Consider the following 18,491-nt stretch of genomic DNA (forward strand, 5'->3'; position numbering starts at 1 on the left):
CACCGACACCACCATCGTCATCAACCCCGCCGCCGCCAGCGAGAAGGCCACGCTGTGCAACAGCACCCAGTGCACCGGCACCGCCTCCTGGAACCACCCGAAGAGGGCGCCGGCCACCAGCAGGATCAGCATGACCAGCACGCCGAAGACCACGGCGAACAGCACCTTGGCGTTCACCAGCGCCGCCACCGGCACCGGGGTGGCCAGCTGCCGCCGCAGCATGCCGGTGCGCTGGTCCTCGTACAGGTCCGTGACCGCGCGGATCGCCACGAACAGCACGCTCATCACGCTCACCATGACCAGCACGTAGCCGAACAGGTTCGGCCGCGGTGCGCCCTCCTCCTTGGTGCTGCCGATGCTCACCACGGGAGGGAAGAGATAGGTCTCGGCCTGGGAAATGCGTTCGTAGAAGGCGGCCGACAGCTGGGTGACCATGAGGACCGACGGCATCTCGTCGCTCTCGAACATGTCGAACATCTGTTCGAGCTCTTCGCCGAGCACCTTCACCGCCACGTCGAGGTAGGTGGCGATCACGTACGTGCCCTGCTCGAGGATCTCGGGCTTGATGCTCTCGGCCGGGTTGCGGACCAGGCGCAGCGTGGTGGTGCGGCCCTCGATCAGGTCCTCGGTGAAGCTCTCGGGGATCACCAGCATGGCCGACGCCTCGCCGTTCTCCATGCGGGCGAAGCCCTCCTCGCCCACCTTCTCCACCTCGAGCCGGAAGCCGGAGTCCTCGGGCACGGCTCCGCCGGTGAGGAAGCCCCCGAGCAGGCCGTCCTCGCGGTCGAGCACGAAGAGCGTCGTGGGCGGGATCTGGTCGCTGGGGCCGCTGCTGATCGCGCCGATCATCCCGGCCATCATGAACGGGAACAGCAGCATGACCAGCGTGCTGGCCGGACTGCGCCACCGACGGATCAGGTCCTTGCGGATCAGGCTCCAGAACACGGCGACCTCCTCTCAGTCACGCAGCTCGCGGCCGGTGAGCTTGAGGAACAGGTCCTCGAGGTTGGGCTCCTTCACCGTGATCCCGCTCAGGGGCAGTCCCGAGCCGTACAGCGCCTTGAGCGTGTGTCCGACGCCATCGGAACCGAGCGGCACGTTCACCAGGGCGCGGCCGTCGTCGAGCTCGAGCAGGCGCGCGCCGTCGAGGTCCTCGACCACGCGGGCCACGTCCTCCTTCTCGAAGGCGCCCTGCACGGTCAACACGCTGCCCTCGCCCAGTTCGGCCTTGAGCTCGGCGATCGTGCCCTTGGCGTGGATGGTGCCGTGGTCCATGATCGCCAGCTCGTCGCACAGATCCTCGGCCTCTTCGAGGTAGTGCGTGGTGTAGAGCACCGTGGTACCGCCGGCGACGATGTCACGGACCACGTCGAGGATGTTGATCCGTGCCTGCGGATCGATGCCCACCGTGGGCTCGTCGAGCAGCACCAGCCGGGGCCGGTGCACCAGGCCCAGGGCCAGGTTCAGCCGGCGCTTCATGCCGCCCGAGAAGTTCTTCACGGGCTCGCGGGCGCGGTCGGCCAGGCCCACCAGCTCGAGCAGTTCGTCGCGGCGGTGGTCCATCTCCTTGCCGCGCAGCCCGTAGATCCCGCCCCAGAAGGCCAGGTTCTCGCGGGCGGTCAGGTCCTCGTACAGGGCGATCTCCTGGGGCACGACGCCCAGACGCCGCTTCACGGCCGCCGGATCGCGGGCGAGGTCGATGCCGTCGACCTCGACGCGTCCCGTGGCCGGCGACACCAGGCCGGCGATCATGGAGATGATGGTGGTCTTGCCGGCCCCGTTCGGGCCGAGCAGGCCGAAGATCCGCCCGGCGGCGACGTCGAATCCGACGCCGTCGACCGCACGGATCTCCCCGTAGTGCTTGGAGAGATTGGTGACGCTGAGCATGGCGGGCGCGAGCCTCGGCGAGAGGGGACCAGCAAAGGGGGAGCGATGACTCCCCTACGGGGCCGGACCCGGAATGTTGCGCGCTCGCTCGCGGTTGCGGTGCGCGGTCAGCCCTGGTTGCGGAACGGGGTCCAGCGGCTGTCCTCGTAGATTCGCAGACGGCCGTTGGCCGCGTCCACGACGAAGACGCGCGCGCCAGGGATGTCGATGGTCGCCGCCGGGGTGATGGCGAAGCCGTCCCAGGTGGCCAGGCGCACGGGCTGCTGCAGCTCGTCCTCGCCGGTGGCCAGGCCGGGACCGAAGTCCGAGTCGAACGCGCCCTCGGATGTGAAGCGCTGGATCCGCCCGTTCATGCGATCGGCCACGTACAGGTTGCCATCGCCGTCGACCGCCACTCCGCTCGGAACGTGGAACTCGCCGGCGGCTTCGCTGGGGTCGGCGTCGAAATCGGCCGGCGGATTGCACGGAGGCGCCTTGCCCAGCGTGCTGGCCTCGATCGAGAACACGTCGCCGCAGCGGACGCTCTGGTCGAAGGCATCGACCCCACGGGCCAGTTCCTCGCGCGTGGGTCCGAAGATCACGCTCTGTCCGCGATCGGTCTCCACGCCGCTGGCCGGAATCGGGTCGTAGCGCAGGACCCAGTTTCGCGTGGAGTCGGAATCGCACACCACGAGCATTCCGGAGTCGTCCATGGTCATTCCGGCGGGTACCGACACCACCTGCGGGCTGAACTGGTCGAACTGATCGGGGTCCTCGGCCATCACGGTGCCCGCGTAGGTCAGACCCGTGAGACCCATGGCTGCGTCGAAGGTGTAGCGGTGCACCGTACGCGCCACGGGGTCGCTCACGTACAGGTGATCGCCGTCGCTGGCGATGTCGGCCACCGACTGCACCTCGGCGCTCAGCGGTACCGTCCCCTGGACCTCGAGCCGCGTGTCGATCGCCGAGACCTCGTAGCCGGCGCCAGTGTCCTCGACGACCAGCAACAGACTGCGCCGGGAGTCGGTCTCGAGCGCGATGGGTCCGCGCAGCCCCTCGACGGGGTCGCGGAAGGTGTCGACCCGACCGTCGTCGTACACCAGGACGACGCGCCCGCCGGCGGAGTCGCTCACGGCGAAGATCCCGCCGAAGGGTTCGACATCGGTCACGAAGCCGAGCTGCTCGTTCAGGCTCCCCGGGGTGACGTCGGTGTAGTCACTGACCACCGCGATGCCCTCGGCCTCGGGCAGCGTGATCTTCTCACCGCATCCGGCAGTGAGCAGCAGCAGGAACACGATCAGCGGGAGGATTCGACGCGTCATCGTTCGATCTCCAGCGTGATGGTGTGCAACAGACCGAAGCTGCCCCGATCGACGAATCCGTAGTCGAGGTGCACCGGCCGCTCGGCGATCGGCCATTCGAGACCCAGCCCACCGGAGAAGACCTCGATCTCGTCGCTCTGCCGGTAGGCGGCCCGCAGCGCCAGGGTGCCGCGCAGACTGAGTTCGCTGGCCAGGACGATCGATTCGGCCTCGTCGGTCGGGTGCAGGAAGTCCAGACCCACGGTCAGGATGTTCTCGCTGCCGATCGTGGGCGTGTCGTAGGCGAAGCCGAACGACGCCATGGTCGGCGCCGGAAAGCTCTGCCACTCGCCGCTGAAGCCGGCGTCGGCCGGCGGCTCACCGTTCAGGCGCAGGTCGGGCCCGAAGTTGTTCACGGCGAAGCCGATCCGCGCGGTGCGATACCCGATGTAGTAGAGCGCGCCCAGATCGAGCAGGATCCCGCGGCTCTCGAAGTCGTCCAGCGACTCCTGCAACAGCTTGACCGAAGCCCCCAGTGTGATGCGGTCGGTCAGCAGACGTGCCGCACTCAGGGTGGCGACGAACTGATCGGCCTCGAAGGTCTGACCGGTACCCTCGGGCTGACGCTCGGTCGTCCGCTCGATCTCGCCGCTGTCGAGGACCCCCAGGCCGACGCCGTACTGCCAACTTCCCGAACGCCGCACGTAGCCCAGGTGATGGACGTCGATACCGGCGGCGTACGCGAAGTGCGAGGCGAACAGGCTGTGTTCGAAGCGCACCGTGGACATGGCGCCGGGGTTGCTGAAGATGGCCGTGGCACCCCGAGCCAGGGCGGCGCTCGCATTGCCCAGTCCGACCGCGCGCGCGCCCACCGGTATGCGCAGGAACTGACCGGCGCTGCCGCCGACGCGCTCGTCGCCGTAGAGTTCGATCAGATCGGCACTCGCTGCCGACGGAAGCAGCAGCACGACCGACAGCAGGAAGCAGGACACACGACGGATCACCATTCCCAGCTCACCCCCATCAGCAGGCGCCGCGGGTTCGTGCGGTGGCTGGGGTTGACCCGGTCCTCTTCGTAGAAGACGGAGTTCACGCGCGGACCGGTGTCGTTCTCCTCACCGAAGGCCAGACGCCGCTCGGCGATGCTGCCGTCCCAGTTGCCACGGAAGTAGGGCTCGCCCGTCCACGGGTTCACCCGACGGTAGTTGTCGTGATCCAGGACGTTCTGCACTTCCAGGCTGAAGGTCACGCGCTGGCCGAAGGGCGCGTCGTACCACTTGCGGAAGGCGATGTCGAAGGACGACCGATACGGACCGAGTTTTCCATTGACGTTGCGGGAGACGTCGGTCGACCCGTCGGGCAGCAGGAACACCTCGGTGTAGCGGGTGCCCGCCCAGGCCCGGTAGAGCAGATTCAGGTTCCAGTTCCGCGGCGTCTGCCAACCGAAGATCTTCGGCGACTGGTTGCTGCCGGCACGAATGTTCAGATTGGCGGTCACCGACCAGGGACGATCCCACGCCAGGGGATTCGGACGCACCCCCTGTTCGGTCTCGGAGCTCTGGGAGCCCTGTTCCAACTGGGCCAGCAGGAAGTTCTGGTTGGCGTCACTGTTCGTCCCGGTCACGCGGCTCAGCTCGACGGCCAGACGACCGCTGACGAAACGGGTGGCTCGCTTCTCCACGGTCATCTCCACGCCGAGCGAACGCGCCGCATCGGCGTTGAAGAAGCGTACCGGACTGATCTCGATCACGCGGTCGTCGTTGGGATCGGGAGTCTGGTCGGGCGTGATCGTCACCCCGTTCAGCTGTACCGCCTGCGCATAGCCGTAGATGTCGTTGCTGAAGAAGGTGAGCCCGGCCGTCCATCGACCCGCGAACTCGCGCTGGATCCCGGTCTCGTACTGGACCGTGACCTTCGGGTCGAGATCCGGATTGCCCAATAGACGAAGGTCGGTTCCGAAGTCCGTCTCGAGCTGCGAATAGACGTAGTTCCAGCGCGGCCACTGGCTGAAGTGACCGTAGTTGAAGAAGAACTTGTCCTGCTCGCTGATCGGGAAGCTCAGCCCGAGTCGGGGACTCAGTCGCTGCTTCCAGCGCAAGCCGAGGAGCTCGGTCGTCTTGCTCTTGTAGCTCTCGACATCGGCGTCGAAGATGAAGACGAAATCGTCGGGGTTGTTCATCACCCGATCGACCTCGGGCCCGGGCGCCCAGGCGTCGTAGCGCAGGCCCATGTTCAGGATCAGCCCCTTGTAGGAGAAGCGATCCTGGAAGTAGCCGGCCGCCACGCGTGGCGTCGCCGCGAACACGTCCTCGGCCGTGGCGATCCGTCCTGGCTGCGGAATGTCGAAGTCGCGCTGGAAGTCACCGAGCTGGATCTCGTTGTAGCTGAACTCGATGCCCGTCTTGAACTTGTTGTTCTCGTCGCCCACCCAGGCCCAGTCGGCCTTGATCGAGTAGATGTCGGCGTAGTGGTCGTGCCAGCGCTCGTTGTCGCCGCCGATGAACGCACCCTCGACCCACCGGTTGCCGGCCGGATCCCGGCTGATCTGCAACTCCGGCCCGCTGTAGTTGTCGAAGTCGGGCTCACCGTTCTTGTGCGAGTTCTGACGGCTGAACTGGCGGCCCACGGTGACTTCGTAGAACGAGTCCTCGCCCAGCACGTGCTTCCAGTTGGCCTGGCTCTGGATGCTCTGCAGGTAGAAGACGTCGTAGTTGTCGAGCAGGTTCCGGAACTTGTTCGGCCAGCCCTCGGCCGGCAGGAAGAAGCCCATGCTGATCGACTGCTGGTAGTTGTGCGTCAGGTTGAGCTTGCGCTCGGGGCCGAACTTCCAGGTGAGCTTGCCCAGCGCGCTCCACTCGTTGTCGGCCCGCGGCGACCAGAAGTCGTCGGCCTCCGACGACTGGAGGGGTCCGGTCAGAGAACCCGTGGGAAGGTAGGTGTCGGTGAGATCGCTCGAGAAACTGGCGATCCAGTATTGCTCGCCCGGCAGCTTCAGCCCGGTCTTCTTCAGGCCCTGCCACAGGACGTTCGGGCCGCTCAGCGTGATGCGGGCGCGATCGGTGTCGTAGTCGATCTCCTCGGGAGCCACCCGGTCGGTCTTGTAGGTGAGCTTGCCCTCGAAGCGCTCCCCACCCTCCTTGGTGGACACGCGCACGACACCGCTCACCGCCTGCCCGTACTCCGCGCTGAAGCCGCCCGTGAGCACCTCGATCTCGTTGATCAGATCCTCGTTGAAGGAGGCGCCGTAGCGACCGGCCGACAGCGGGTCGTTCACGCTCACTCCGTCCACGTAGAACTGCGTGTCGTCGGCCCGACCACCGCGGATGTGGATGGTGTTGTCCTCCTTCACCACACCGGCCTGCAGCGAGACGATCTCTTCGACGTCGTCGAGGGCGAGGTTCTCGATCTCGTCGGCACCGATGCGACGGGACGTGCCCGTCTCCTGAAGGACGATGAGTTGCCGCTCGGCGCGCACGTCGAAGGGGTCGAAGAGGACCGGCTTCAGCGAAAGCACGAAGCGGATGTCGATCACGTCGCCGGGTCGAACCACGATCTCGGCGCGTCCCTCGTCGAAGCCCAGGTACCGGGCCTTGATCGCATAGCGCCCGGCGGTGAGCCCGCGCAACCAGAAACGCCCTCCACCCAGGGCCATGGTCCCGTAGTCGGTGCCCTCGACGAAGATGTTGGTGTACTCGAGGGGTTTGCCGGTCTCGCCGTCGATCACCGTGCCCTGCACGACGATCGGAAGATCGGCCTCGTCGCGGTTCGTGGCCCGCTGCAGGTAGGTGATCGTCGCGTCCTCCTGCACCACCTCTTCGGGCTGCGCCGCGGCCGGGGGCGCGGCTCCGATCGCGATGGCCACGAGCAGGGCGAACAGCATCCGTGCGTTCATCGTCCTCCCCCCATCGGCCGCGCCCCGTCGACGGGCTCCAGACCCATCTGGCCGCTCCACATGAGCCGCAGCGCCTCCTGCGCATTGCCCAGGTCGTTGGCCAGCTCGATCTGAGGGCTCATCACGACGACACGTGCGTCTCCCGTGGCGGGCCACCGCGAGGCCACCACCGGCTCGCAGCCGGTGCGGCAACGCCGGCTGTTCCAGCGGGCCGACTCGAATCGGTACAGGGGTTGGGCGTCCGAGGCCGGACCGATCGGCCACACGTCGAAGTAGGTCACACTGCCCGTGCCGGTGTAGACCAGGTCGGGCAGACCCGGCACCTGGGCCAGGATGTCGAGCTGGGGACCGGTCTCCCCGATCACACTCGGGGGACCGACGATCGAGCCCTCCAACGGATTCGCCAGCACGTGCAGGTACTGCTCCCGGAACAGATCGTTCAGGCCTCCGCTCTGAGCGGGAGTTCCCACGTACTGGTAGTCGAGATAGAGCTGGCCGGCCTGGACGCCCGGCGTGTCCGGGTCGCGGTCGGAACTCAGGAAGGTGGTCAACGCCTCGCGCGAGTTCTCGAGATTCACGCGACTGCCCTGGCGCTTCACGTACCAGATGATGGTCTCGAAGGGCTCGAAGGTCGCCTGGAACACCTCGGGCTCGCCACGGAGGTTCGTGGCCTCGATCGTGTTGAAGGCATCGCCGAAGTGAGCCCGCGCCGCGTCGCCGAAGAACGCGTCGCGCGAATCGCTGACCGAGTCGTCGTCGTCGACGAGCAGCACGCTGCCGCGGACCGGGGGTACACGCCAGGTGTGCGTGAAGACCGTCGCCGCACCGGCGTCGTCGGCCACGCGCATGTACACGGTCTGCTCGTCGCCCAGCGCCGGTTCTCCGGGCGGTACGTCGCGCAGGCGCAGGCGGAAGCCCCGGCGCGGGCGCGGAGCCCGGACCCAGCCCTCCGTGGGATCGGCCAGTGAGTCGTCGGCGTCGAAGAAGAGGTCGGGATCACTGCCTTCGTAGCGATAGTGCACGTGGTCGAGCAGGGTCTCGTCGCCGTCGATGTCGAAGGTGAAGAAGTCGAGATCGATCGCCCGGAAGCTCTGCGTGGGCGGGACGAATTCCTCCTGGTACTCGACCACCGGTGGTGAGTTCACCAGCGGGAACTGCACACGCGCGGTGTCGCTCGGAGCACCGCGGTCGTCGACCGCCACCACGTGCAGCGTGGGGACCACGCTCCCGTCGGCGCGCGTCTGGTAGGTGGCCGTGGTGTCGGTGTCGGTGGTGAACAGCCACTCGGGGTCGGTGTCGTCGATCGAGATCGCGACCCAGAAGCCCACCACGAAACCGTCGGCGTCGCTGCCCGACCAGGCGAAGCGCGCGTCGGTGTAGCTGGTCGGGGCGATGGTCTCGACGTGATCGACCGAGATCCGCGCGACCGGCGGTTTGTTCCCCAACGACTCGGGATCGAAGGGATCGTTGGTGCACCCGGCGAAGGCGGCCAGCACCGCCACGGCGATCAGGCTCCAGCGCATCATTTCAGGATCACCAGCTTTCCGCGCTGGATGTCGCCCGTCTCCAGGTTCTCGACCGCGTAGACGTACAGGCCCGGGGCGATCGCCCGTGTCTCCTCGGACATCACGTTCCACTCCACCAGCGTGTCGTCGACACTGCGGTTCTGCAGCTGCACGATGCGCGTCCCGGCCAGGTTGTACACGTCGATGTTCGCGCGCGGCGGGACGTTCGCGAAGAAGATGCTGCGCCCCAGCTCCCGCGGCTCCCCGCTCGGGAAGCGGTTGTCGTACAGACTCGCCGCCCGGTAGGGATTGGGGTAGACGCTCACCGCGTCGCGCTCGCTCGCGTCGAGATCGGGGTTGGTCCCCGTGGGGCCACTGCCCGGGACCACCACCACCGAGTTCTCGTTGAAACCGCTCTCGAGCTCCGGCAGCCCCGCCCGCGGATCGGGCGCCGAGTAGCTCGTGACGGCGTAGCGGTACGGGAATCCGTTGAGCACGTTCCGGTCGACGAACACCCGCTGTCCGTCGACGAGCGGAGGCAATCCGGTGTTGAACCCTCGATCGTCGGACGTGCCGTCGACGTTCGTGTCGATGTCGAACTCGGCGATCAGCGCTGCCTGCTCGAAGGGGTCCTCGGTCACGACGTCACCGTCGATCCGGTAGATGCGGTAGCCCTGGAAGTCGGGCTCGTTGGTCAAAACGCTACGGTGGAACTCGGGTGAGGCCGTCGCCGGGTCGTAGGCTCCGGGCTCGGGACGCTCTCCGGGATCCCAGCGCAGCTCCACCGCGTTGCCCCGGGCCACCGCGTTCAGGTTCGGGCTGGGCGGACCCGACGGCAGCGTGAAGCCGTTGTCGAAGCTGAACTGGGCGATCGAGCTGTTGTTCAGCATCTCGTCGGCGTCGGCTCCGGCCACCATGGCGATCGCGAAGTTCGCGCTCTCGCCCGGGTTCAGGGCCGGCCACGGCCCGATCGAGAACATGCCGACCCAGTTGCCCTCCGAGGTGAAGTTCGTCGAGCCCTGGCCCTCACCCGGACCGGCGTCGACGACCTGCTCCCCACACCCCTCCGAGAGGTCCGCGAGCAGATCCTCGAGCGGCCGTTCGGGCTCGCATCCCCGCATGTAGGCGTAACGGGCCGGATCGCCGTACTCCGCCTCGTTCGGGATGCCGCCGGTGCTGCTGTACTGCCACTGCCGATAGTTGAAGTAGGCGCCGTCGGGCGCGTCCGAGCCCAGGTAGCGGACGCCCGACCACGAGGTGGCGTCCCCACCGTCGCCGTCGGCGTCGATCCGGTAGACCACCCTCGCCGAGGGGTCGGCCTCCAACAGGCCGGGGTCGAAGAACTCGCTCGCCGTTTCCTGGGCGATCCGCTCCGGGCCCAGGTAGCCCTGGATGTCGCCGAAGAAGAGATCGCCACCGCTGGCCGGGAACTCGAGCTTGCCACGGTTCACGACGATCGGCTCGATGTACCAGCCCAGGTGCACGTTCTCGAGGAAACGATCGCCCACGTTGGTGACCTCGAAGAGCATGATCACGAAGGAATCGGCGAAGCGCGACGCGTAGCCCAGGATGTCACAGCGGACCTCCAGACCCATGGGCACGTGCGGATTCGTGATGCCGCTCTCGTCGCCGCCGGACGCGCTCGTGTCGTTGTAGCGCAGGATGAAGTGCTCGTCGGCCAGCGCGTCGAGCCGGAAGTTCTGCTGCAGCGGATTGCGGCTGATCAGCAGGGCCGCCAGCGGATCCTCGATCACCTGGTCGTCGTCCCCGCCTTCGACCCGCACCGTCTGCGGCGAGAACTCGAATCCCGACGGTGACGACGACCCGGCGTCGAGCGTGGCGTCGACCACGCCCGCGCTCACCAGCGGCTGCCGCGTGAAACCGTCGATGGCGCCCACCCACAGTCCCGCGGACCAGAGGTGCTCCACCCCTGAATTCAGCGGGAACTCGAAACTGGGCCGGCTGCTCTGCCCCGACCCGAACATCTCGCCGATGAAGCCACGGGTGGCGAAGGCCAGGCCGACGTTGCCGATGCTCACCACCCGCTTGTCGGTGGCGAATTTCAGATCGGAGTCGGTCTGGGCGGACGACGGCAGCGGCACCAGGCAGGCGGCACCGGTGACCACGCCCAGAGCGAAGGAGCAGAAGAGGGTGCGTTGGCGCATGGGAGGAAGCCGGGGGCTGCGGGTACCCGCGGGGAACGAGCGGAACTTAGGTCCCTGGTCGGGCGGTGTCAACGCGGCGGGGGAGTCGCGACGAACGCCGGCCCCGGTGGACCGGCGTTCGCATGATGGAGCATGGGAGGCCACAGGGAAAGCCCCCGTGGCCTCCGGAAGCGTGATGTCCCTACTTCGTCAGGGTCATCTTCTGCACCTGCGCGGCCTCGCCGGCGAAGCGGAGACGCGCGAAGTACACGCCGCTGCTCACCGGAGTCCCGGTCTGGTCCACGCCCGTCCAGGTCCGCGCGTGCTCACCAGCCGGGAGCTCGCCCGCGGCCAGGGTGGTCACCTTGCGTCCGCGCGAGTCGAAGACCGCCAGCTCCACCTGACCCTGCTTGGCCAGGGAGAACCGGATCTCGCTGCGGGGGTTGAACGGGTTCGGGGCGATCGACTCGAACTTCGCCGACAGGGCGCGGTCGGACGGCGGGGCCGACACCGCGTCGGCCAGCACGATGTAGCTGTCGTTGATCGGCACGATCTCGTTCCGTGCGAAACGGGTGTCGAGAAGTCCGGTCACGTACATCTCCTGGCCGACGACGCCGGTGATCGTGACGGCCGGGGCCGGATCGACGTACAGCGACGAGTCGCTGGCCGCGTCCTGCACCGTCCACTCGGCGCCGCCGAAGACCGTGTCGGCCACGGCCGCGCGCGGAGTGGCCACGATCACGCTCTCCCAGGCCTCGGTGGTGTCGAGCACGCTCGTGCTCAGCACCTGCACCGGGGGCAGGTCGGCGCCGAACGACACGAAGTCGATCGATGCACCGCTCTGCGGCAGGATCTCGGTGATCCCGTTGAACTCGTCGATGAAGCCCGAGATCCGGATCACGTCGCCCTGGAAGAAGGTGTTCGAGCCCGAGCCCTCGAACACGAAGATCCCGCTCCAGGGGCCGCCGGCCGGGTCGGCCACGGCGTAGTTCGAGGTCCCGCCGGCCTGCAGCTCGCCCGGGGCCGCGGTGACCACGGCCTCGATGTTCACCAGCTGGCCCACGAAGGCGCTGGCGTCGGTGCCGGGCTGCAGGGTCGACTGGATGTCGACGATCGAGGTGGTGCCCACGGCGACCTCGAGGAAGCTGGCCGGCGCACCACCGGGAAGCAGCGTGGTCTGCGCGGCGTCGTCGGTGGCCTCGATGTAGTACTCCACGCCGGCAGCACTGGTGCCCGGGATGGGAGCGCTCCAGGTGTCGCCGGTGGTGTTGACCATGGGCGTCGACGTGTAGCTCGTCGCTCCGCGGTCGCGGTAGAACAGGTTCACGGCGGTCAGCACGGCGTTGTCGGTGACCGTGGCCGAGATGGTGATCGGCTCGCCCGCCTCGGGCGTCCACGGATTCGGCACGACGTCGGTGACCTGCGGGAAGGGATTCCCGGGGTTCTCGATCAGGTCGGTCACGAACCGGGGCTTCATCTGCAGATTCGCGTTGAAGATCGAGATCGGAGCGACGATGCGGTACTCGTCGCCCTGCTCGATCGCACCGGTCTCGATGCCCGTCGTGGAGTCGATGAACACCGTGGCGGTGTCGCCGCTGGCGTTGGCCAGACCGAAGGTGCCCTGGTCCCAGGTGATCGCCGGATCGGCGTCGATGCCCGGACGGAACACCACGGTACCCTCGATGGCCGCCAGCCAGCCGAGGATCTCGTAGTCGGCGGCCGAGAGGTCGCCACTGCCGTCGTTGTCCACGAACTCCGAGATCGTGTACTCGATCGGATCGGGCACGGTGCCGTTGGTGATCACGGTGTAGCTGGTCGGCTCGATGTTGATCTCGCCACCGAAGGAACCGATGGTTCCGGTGACCTCGATCTCCTGGCCGAGCAGGAAGGTCGGCGCGCCGGGGTCGAAGAAGTTGATGCCACCGGTGGCGTCCTGGATGTAGTGGGTCCCGCTGTTCCAGGTTCCCTTCAGGGCGGTCAGCGTGCCACGGATGGTGACGGTCGTCCCGGCGAAGGGCGACGCAGGGGCGCCGGCGGCCGAGTAGACCTGGATGTCGTCGATGGGGGTGATCTGCGCGGAGGCGGGCATGGCCGTCACGGCCAGCAGCCCGAGCAGAGCGAACGCACTGCGGAGCTTCATGTGGGAGTTCTCCTCAGGGGTCGATACGAGGGTAGCGACCCGCGCGAAGGGTACGAACGCACGGGCCGAGGAGTGGGAGCGGCCGGATCGCATGGGTCGCGATCGAAAACCGTGCAACGGTACCACGAATGGACGCACGAAGCCATACGGGGAGACCGCTCCCATGGCGAACGAACGATGAAGATCCGGTGAGTCCGCACCCGCGGTCCCGGATCCGGCGCCGTCCGAGCGGGTTCCCCTCCGGTCCCACGGCCCCCGCTCTTCACGTAGCGGTTGCCGACGGGCGGCCCCGCTCCTAGTCTCCCCGGGCTCGCCGACCGCTCCACCGAGCCGAGGTCCCCATGTCCGTCCGATCCCGTTGCGTCCTGGCGATCTCCGCGCTCGCCCTCGTGCTTCCCGCGGCGTTCCCGGCCCCCGCCGCGGCCGACGCCTGGTACCGCCCTCGGATCGAGTTCGGCGCCGCCCCCACCTGGTTCGAACCGCTCGCCGACTTCGTGCGCTTCGAGCAGATCCCGGGCAGTGGAGTCCCGGAGCAGCGCACGATGGAGTACGAGAGCACGACCTTCACCTCGTTCCGAGTGGCCTTCGACCTCCATCCCGAGCTCCAGTTCGGCTGGACGCGGGCGTGGGCCTCGACCCCGCTGCGGTTCGAGATCGACGGGCAGGAGCTCGAGACCGGCGATCTGAACGATGGCCAGCCGATCGTCGTGCCCGACTTCGACCTGACCGTCGATCTGCTGACCTTCCGATGGTGGCCGGACCGCACCCGCTGGAACGGCATCGGGCCCGTGGTGCAGCTCGGCGCCGGGCGCATCGCGCAGGACCAGCAGGGCGAGTTCGGCCCGGACTCGCAGATCCGGACCTTCGACTGGAGCGACGACGACTTCGCACTGGTCGCGGGCGCCGGCCTCGAGGGCGCCTGGAAGCGCGTGAAGGCCGGGGTGGGTATCGATGTCGTCCGCTGGCGCTTCGAAGCGCCCGAGGAGGACGTCAACGGCAACCCCACGAGTGAGACGATTCCCGACGACGTCGCACTGGCCTGGATGCTGACCGGCCGGCTGTCGTTCCGGTTCTGATCGGCGGCCCGGCTCAGCGGGTCAGCACGCTCTCCGCGCGTTCGATCAGGTAGGCGTACTGCAGGGCGATCTCGCGGTAACGGTCGTACCGCCCCGACGCCCCGCCGTGGCCCGCGCTCATGTCCGTGCGCAGCAGCAGCAGGTTGTCGTCGGTCTTCGTGGTGCGCAGCTTCGCCACCCACTTCGCCGGCTCCCAGTACTGCACCTGCGAGTCGTGCAGACCCGTCATCACGAGCATGTGCGGATACTCCTGCGCTCGCACGTTGTCGTAGGGCGAGTACGACAGCATGCGCTCGAAGGCGTCCTTCTCGTGCGGGTTGCCCCACTCGTCGTATTCGCCGGTGGTCAGCGGGATGGAGTCGTCGAGCATGGTGGTGACCACGTCGACGAAGGGCACCTGGACGACCGCTCCCGCGAACAGATCGGGGCGCTCGTTCACCACGCAGCCGACCAACATGCCGCCAGCGCTGCCGCCCCAGCAGAACAGCCGGTCGGAGTCGGTGAACTCCTCGGCGATCAGGGCCTCGGCACCGTCGATGAAGTCGTGGAAGGTGTTCCACTTGTGTTCCTGCCGGCCCTGCTCGTACCAGTGCCGGCCCATTTCGCTGCCGCCACGGACGTGGGCGATCGCGAAGATCCAGCCCCGGTCGAGCAGGCTGATCCGGGCAGGCGAGAATCCGGCATCGAGCGAGATGCCGTAGGAACCGTAGCCGTACAGGACGCAGGGCGCCGATCCGTCGCGAGCCGTGTCGCGACGACGGACCAGCGAGATGGGAACCCGGGCACCGTCGCGCGCGGTCGCCCACACGCGTTCGGTGGTGTAGGCCGCGGAATCGAAGCCGCCGCCGATGGGCTGCACCTTCAGGACCCTCCGCTCACCGGTGGCCAGGTCGAACTCGAGGGTCGAGGGCGGCGTGCCCATCGAGCTGTACTGCACGCGAACACTCGGCAGGTCGGGTTCCAGGTTGATCCCCAGGCCGGCCTCGTAGACGGCGTCCTGGAACTCGAGCGCGCGCTGTTCCTGGCCGTCGTGGTCGAGCACTCGCAGGCGGCGCAGGGCGTCGCGGCGCTCGACGGCCACCATGTGGTCGCGGAACAACACCACGCCGCCGAAGAGCACGTCGTCGCGGTGCCCGACGACCTCCTCCCACGCCTGCTTGCCGTGATCGTCGACCGGCGCCCGCAACAGCCGGAAGTTGCGAGCGTTCTCGTTGCTCGTGATCCACCACCAGTCGCCGTAATGGTCCACGTCGTATTCGTGTTCGCCTTCACGGGGCAGGAACACGCTCCAGTCGTCGTGCGGACGGTCGGCGGGCAGATACCGGACCTCGCTGCGCAGGGTGGTGTCGCACACGATCAGCACGAAGCGGCGCGAGGTGGTCTTGCCCAGACTCACGTAGTAGGTCTCGTCGGTGTCGTGGAAGACGCACTCGTCGTCGGCGGGATCGGCGCCGAGCACGTGCCGGAACACCCGATCGGGACGGAGGGTCTGCGGATCCTTCCGCGTGTAGAAGATGGTGCGCCCGTCCTCGGCCCATGCGATGTCGCCGCTGGTGCCCTCGATGCGGTCGGGCAGGTCCTCGCCCGTGTCCAGGCGTCGGAAGCGGATCTCGTACAGCCGGCGACCCACGGTGTCCACGGCGTAGGCCAGCAGGTCCTGGTCGGCTCCGATGGCCCGGGCGCCCACGTCGCAGTAGTCCAGGCCCGCGGCCACGGCGTTCTCGTCGAGGACCAGGGAATCGGGACCATCGACAGCCGGTCGGCGGAAGTGGATCGGGTAGTCCTTGCCGTCCTCCGTGCGCGACAGGTACCAGTGGTCGCGGATCCTCACCGGGACCGACGTGTCGTCCTGGGGAATCCGCTCGCGGAGCTCGTGGAACAGGGCCTCCCGGAGCTCCTCGCCCGAGGCCAGCACCGAGGCGGTGTAGGCGTTCTCGGCCTCGAGGTACCGGACGACGTCGGGGTCGTCACGTCGATTCAGCCAGAACCAGTCGTCCTGACGGACGACACCGTGGTGTTCGAGCCGGTGCGGCCGGCGAGGCGCAGAGGGTGGTTGCACGGGCGAGACCTCCGGGCAGGGCGTGCAGGATCGCAGTACAGTAGCCGACGTTCGGCCGCGCGACCAGCATCGGCCCGGATCCGGCTGGATCCCGGGCCGCGGCGACGATTGACGAAGCCTCGCGCGGGGCCTATCCATTGCGGACTGCCGGTCGCGCCGCGACCGCGTCCCCGGGGGAGGCCGACGGATGATCGCGAGGAAGTCGCGCGAAGAGATCGAGACCATGCGGGAATCGTGCCGTCTGGCCGCCCGGACACTCGACCACATCGAACCGCACATCCGGCCCGGGGTGAGCACGGCCGAGATCAACCGCATCGCCCACGAGTTCATCGTGGGACACGGAGCGTATCCGTCTCCTCTGAACTACCACGGCTTCCCGAAATCGGTCTGCACCTCCCGGAACGAGGTGATCTGCCACGGAATTCCCGACGAACACGACGTGATCGAGGACGGAGACATCGTCAACGTCGACGTCACCACCTATCTGAACAAGTTCCACGGCGACACCAACCGGACCTTTCTCGCCGGAAACGTCAGCGACGAGGCGCGGGAGCTCGTCCGGGTCACGCACGAATGCCTCATGCGAAGCATCGAGGTGGTCCGGCCCGGTGCCCACCTCGGAGACATCGGCCACGCGATCCAGACCCACGCCGAGGCGCACGGGTACTCGGTGGTGCGTGACTACTGCGGCCACGGCATCGGCTACGAGTTCCACGAGGACCCGCAGGTCCTCCACTACGGCAAGCCGGGCACCGGGGTCCGTCTGGAGGAAGGGATGACCTTCACCATCGAGCCCATGATCAACATGGGCACCGACAAGTCGAAGGTCCTCGCCGACCGGTGGACGGTGATCACCGCCGACGGCAAGCTCTCCGCCCAGTTCGAACACACGATCGCCGTCACCGCCGACGGTTTCGAGATCCTCACCCTGCTCGACGACTGAGGCAGCCACTCGGATCCCTACGCGAAAGGCCCCCACCGTTGGCGGGGGCCTTTCACGTTCCCGGTTCGGCTCTCATCCGGGGAAGGTCATTCGGTCGAGGCGAGGATCTTCTGGAATCGCTCGAGCTGCTGCTGGTAGTAGCCGTCGTCGGGCGCCTCGGCGATCGCTCTCTCGATCAGGGTGACCGCATCGCGACAGTTCCCGCGTGCGTTGCAGATCTCCGCAGCGGTGTCGAGGACCTGCGCCTTCTGCTTCCCCGGCTGCGCCAGCTCGACGCCACGACGCGCGAGTTGCTCGGCTTCGGCCAGGTCGACGTCGTTCTCGAAGCACCACCAGGCGAAGGAGTTCAACTGGTCGGCGTCGTCGCGCCAGCCCTCGGGCAGGGTCGACTTCTTCGCCGCAACGGCCTGCTGGGTGTCGCCCGTGATCCGCAGGTGGCCCGCGATCTCGATCGCCGCGCGCGAGCGCGGATCGACCTCGTCGGGCCCGGCTGTCTCGAGGGCTCGGAGCGCTGCCTCGAGGAAGGGGCGTTCGAGCTCCGGACGTCCCGCGCGCTGGGCCATCGTCCCCACCATCTGCGACGTCATGACGACCAGCGCGGGATCCGCGTCGTCGGTGAGCGCGGCGCTCCGGGCATCGGCGACGAAGGCATCGAGGTCGTAGCCGGCCACACCCCGACGCAGCTTCATGAACCGCGCCTGGAGGATCTCGGCGGCGTGATCACGGGCGGAGTCGAGTTCCTCGGCCTGCTCGTACAGTGCGATCGCGGCGTCGTAGTTGCCGGTCCCCGACTCGATCGAGGCGAACTTCTCGGCCAGGGCCGCGGTGGGCCGCTCCTCGAAGGCCGCGCGCTTCGCCGCCAGGGTCCGGGTGTCGGCCATGGCTTCGTCGAGGGCCGTGAGGAAGTGCTCGGGGCCGCCGTAGCCGGCCCAACGGTCGATCAACTCCCCCTGCGCATCGACGACCACGTAGGTCGGGAAGCCGGTCACGGTGTATTTCTTCGCCAGTTCGATGCCTTCGCCCTTCTCCGCGTCGATCGACAGGAACACCGCGTCGTCGAGTGCCGCGGCCACGCCCGTCGACGCGTCGGCGAGATCGCGGTCGAAGTGCTTGCAGTACACGCACCAGTCGGTGAAGAAGTCGATCACGATCGGCACGTCGCGCTCGGCTGCGCGCTCCTGGGCCGTGGTGAAGTCGAGGGAGGTCTCGGCCGCGGTGGCAGGGGCCGCCGCGAGGACCAGACAGAGAACGAGGAACGGTCGGACGAGCATGTCGGCGCACCTTTCCGTGGAGTGCAGAGAGGCGGAGGAACCGACCCCGAGCACGGTCCGCAGCGGGGCGGAGCCTTCGCCAGGGCGGCGATCGCGCGGGGGAGGCCTCGTTCCGACGCAGGGCCGTTCGTCGGCGCGAGAAGGGCAACGCCGGTCGAGCCTACACGAATCGCCGATGGTGTGCACGATCCGGAATCGTGAACGGGCATCGACGCGCGGCGTGCTCCGAGTACACTTCCACGGCGTCCCGGTTCCCCCCGCCGGACCCGCCTGTTCTTCTCCCGACCTCAACGA

12 protein-coding genes are annotated in these 18,491 nt (G+C 67.8%); 2 read left to right on the forward strand and 10 right to left on the reverse strand.

Annotated features, from left to right (window positions below; genetic code table 11):
- From VKA86_09075 to VKA86_09110, 8 genes are all read right to left on the reverse strand, one after another.
- Window positions 1–945 (reverse strand): ABC transporter permease (locus tag VKA86_09075; GenBank protein HKK71358.1); only part of this gene is annotated, 945 nt, incomplete at its 3' end.
- 12 nt (window positions 946–957) lie between these two features.
- Window positions 958–1,887: an ABC transporter ATP-binding protein gene (locus VKA86_09080; protein ID HKK71359.1), complete on the reverse strand. Its 930-nt coding sequence runs from the start codon at window positions 1,885–1,887 to the stop codon at window positions 958–960.
- Window positions 1,888–1,994: 107 nt separating this feature from the next.
- Entirely contained in the window at window positions 1,995–3,188 is a 1,194-nt protein-coding gene (locus VKA86_09085) for a hypothetical protein (GenBank protein ID HKK71360.1), read from the reverse strand.
- Complete coding sequence (locus VKA86_09090; protein ID HKK71361.1) at window positions 3,185–4,174, reverse strand: PorV/PorQ family protein; 990 nt, start codon at window positions 4,172–4,174, stop codon at window positions 3,185–3,187. The genes VKA86_09085 and VKA86_09090 overlap by 4 nt, the downstream gene beginning before the upstream one ends.
- Window positions 4,168–7,059 carry a TonB-dependent receptor gene (locus VKA86_09095; protein HKK71362.1) on the reverse strand — a complete coding sequence of 964 codons (2,892 nt, stop codon included), beginning with the start codon at window positions 7,057–7,059 and terminating at the stop codon, window positions 4,168–4,170. Before VKA86_09095 ends, VKA86_09090 begins: the two co-directional genes overlap by 7 nt.
- Complete coding sequence (locus VKA86_09100) at window positions 7,056–8,585, reverse strand: hypothetical protein (protein ID HKK71363.1); 1,530 nt, start codon at window positions 8,583–8,585, stop codon at window positions 7,056–7,058. Before VKA86_09100 ends, VKA86_09095 begins: the two co-directional genes overlap by 4 nt.
- The gene (locus VKA86_09105) at window positions 8,582–10,729 is read right to left on the reverse strand and encodes a hypothetical protein (protein ID HKK71364.1); all 2,148 of its coding nucleotides are present in this window, start codon (window positions 10,727–10,729) and stop codon (window positions 8,582–8,584) included. Before VKA86_09105 ends, VKA86_09100 begins: the two co-directional genes overlap by 4 nt.
- A 181-nt stretch (window positions 10,730–10,910) precedes the next feature.
- Window positions 10,911–12,848, reverse strand: coding sequence for a FlgD immunoglobulin-like domain containing protein (locus VKA86_09110; GenBank protein HKK71365.1), 1,938 nt, complete (start codon window positions 12,846–12,848; stop codon window positions 10,911–10,913).
- Between the two features lie 341 nt (window positions 12,849–13,189).
- Here VKA86_09110 and VKA86_09115 point away from each other — a divergent pair, with 341 nt between their 5' ends.
- Complete coding sequence (locus VKA86_09115) at window positions 13,190–13,924, forward strand: hypothetical protein (GenBank protein ID HKK71366.1); 735 nt, start codon at window positions 13,190–13,192, stop codon at window positions 13,922–13,924.
- Window positions 13,925–13,937: 13 nt separating this feature from the next.
- On the opposite strand, the gene VKA86_09120 is transcribed toward VKA86_09115, so the two are convergent.
- On the reverse strand, window positions 13,938–15,983 hold the full coding sequence (locus VKA86_09120) for a S9 family peptidase (GenBank protein ID HKK71367.1): 2,046 nt from the start codon (window positions 15,981–15,983) through the stop codon (window positions 13,938–13,940).
- 187 nt (window positions 15,984–16,170) lie between these two features.
- Between VKA86_09120 and map the strand changes: the two genes are divergently transcribed.
- Complete coding sequence (gene map, locus VKA86_09125) at window positions 16,171–16,926, forward strand: type I methionyl aminopeptidase (GenBank protein ID HKK71368.1); 756 nt, start codon at window positions 16,171–16,173, stop codon at window positions 16,924–16,926.
- Window positions 16,927–17,012: 86 nt separating this feature from the next.
- Here the strand turns inward: map and VKA86_09130 are convergent, their stop codons facing one another.
- Complete coding sequence (locus VKA86_09130; protein ID HKK71369.1) at window positions 17,013–18,197, reverse strand: thioredoxin family protein; 1,185 nt, start codon at window positions 18,195–18,197, stop codon at window positions 17,013–17,015.
- Between the last annotated feature and the right edge of the window lie 294 nt (window positions 18,198–18,491).

It is taken from the genome of Candidatus Krumholzibacteriia bacterium, assembly GCA_035268685.1.
Classification (GTDB): domain Bacteria; phylum Krumholzibacteriota; class Krumholzibacteriia; order JAJRXK01; family JAJRXK01; genus JAJRXK01.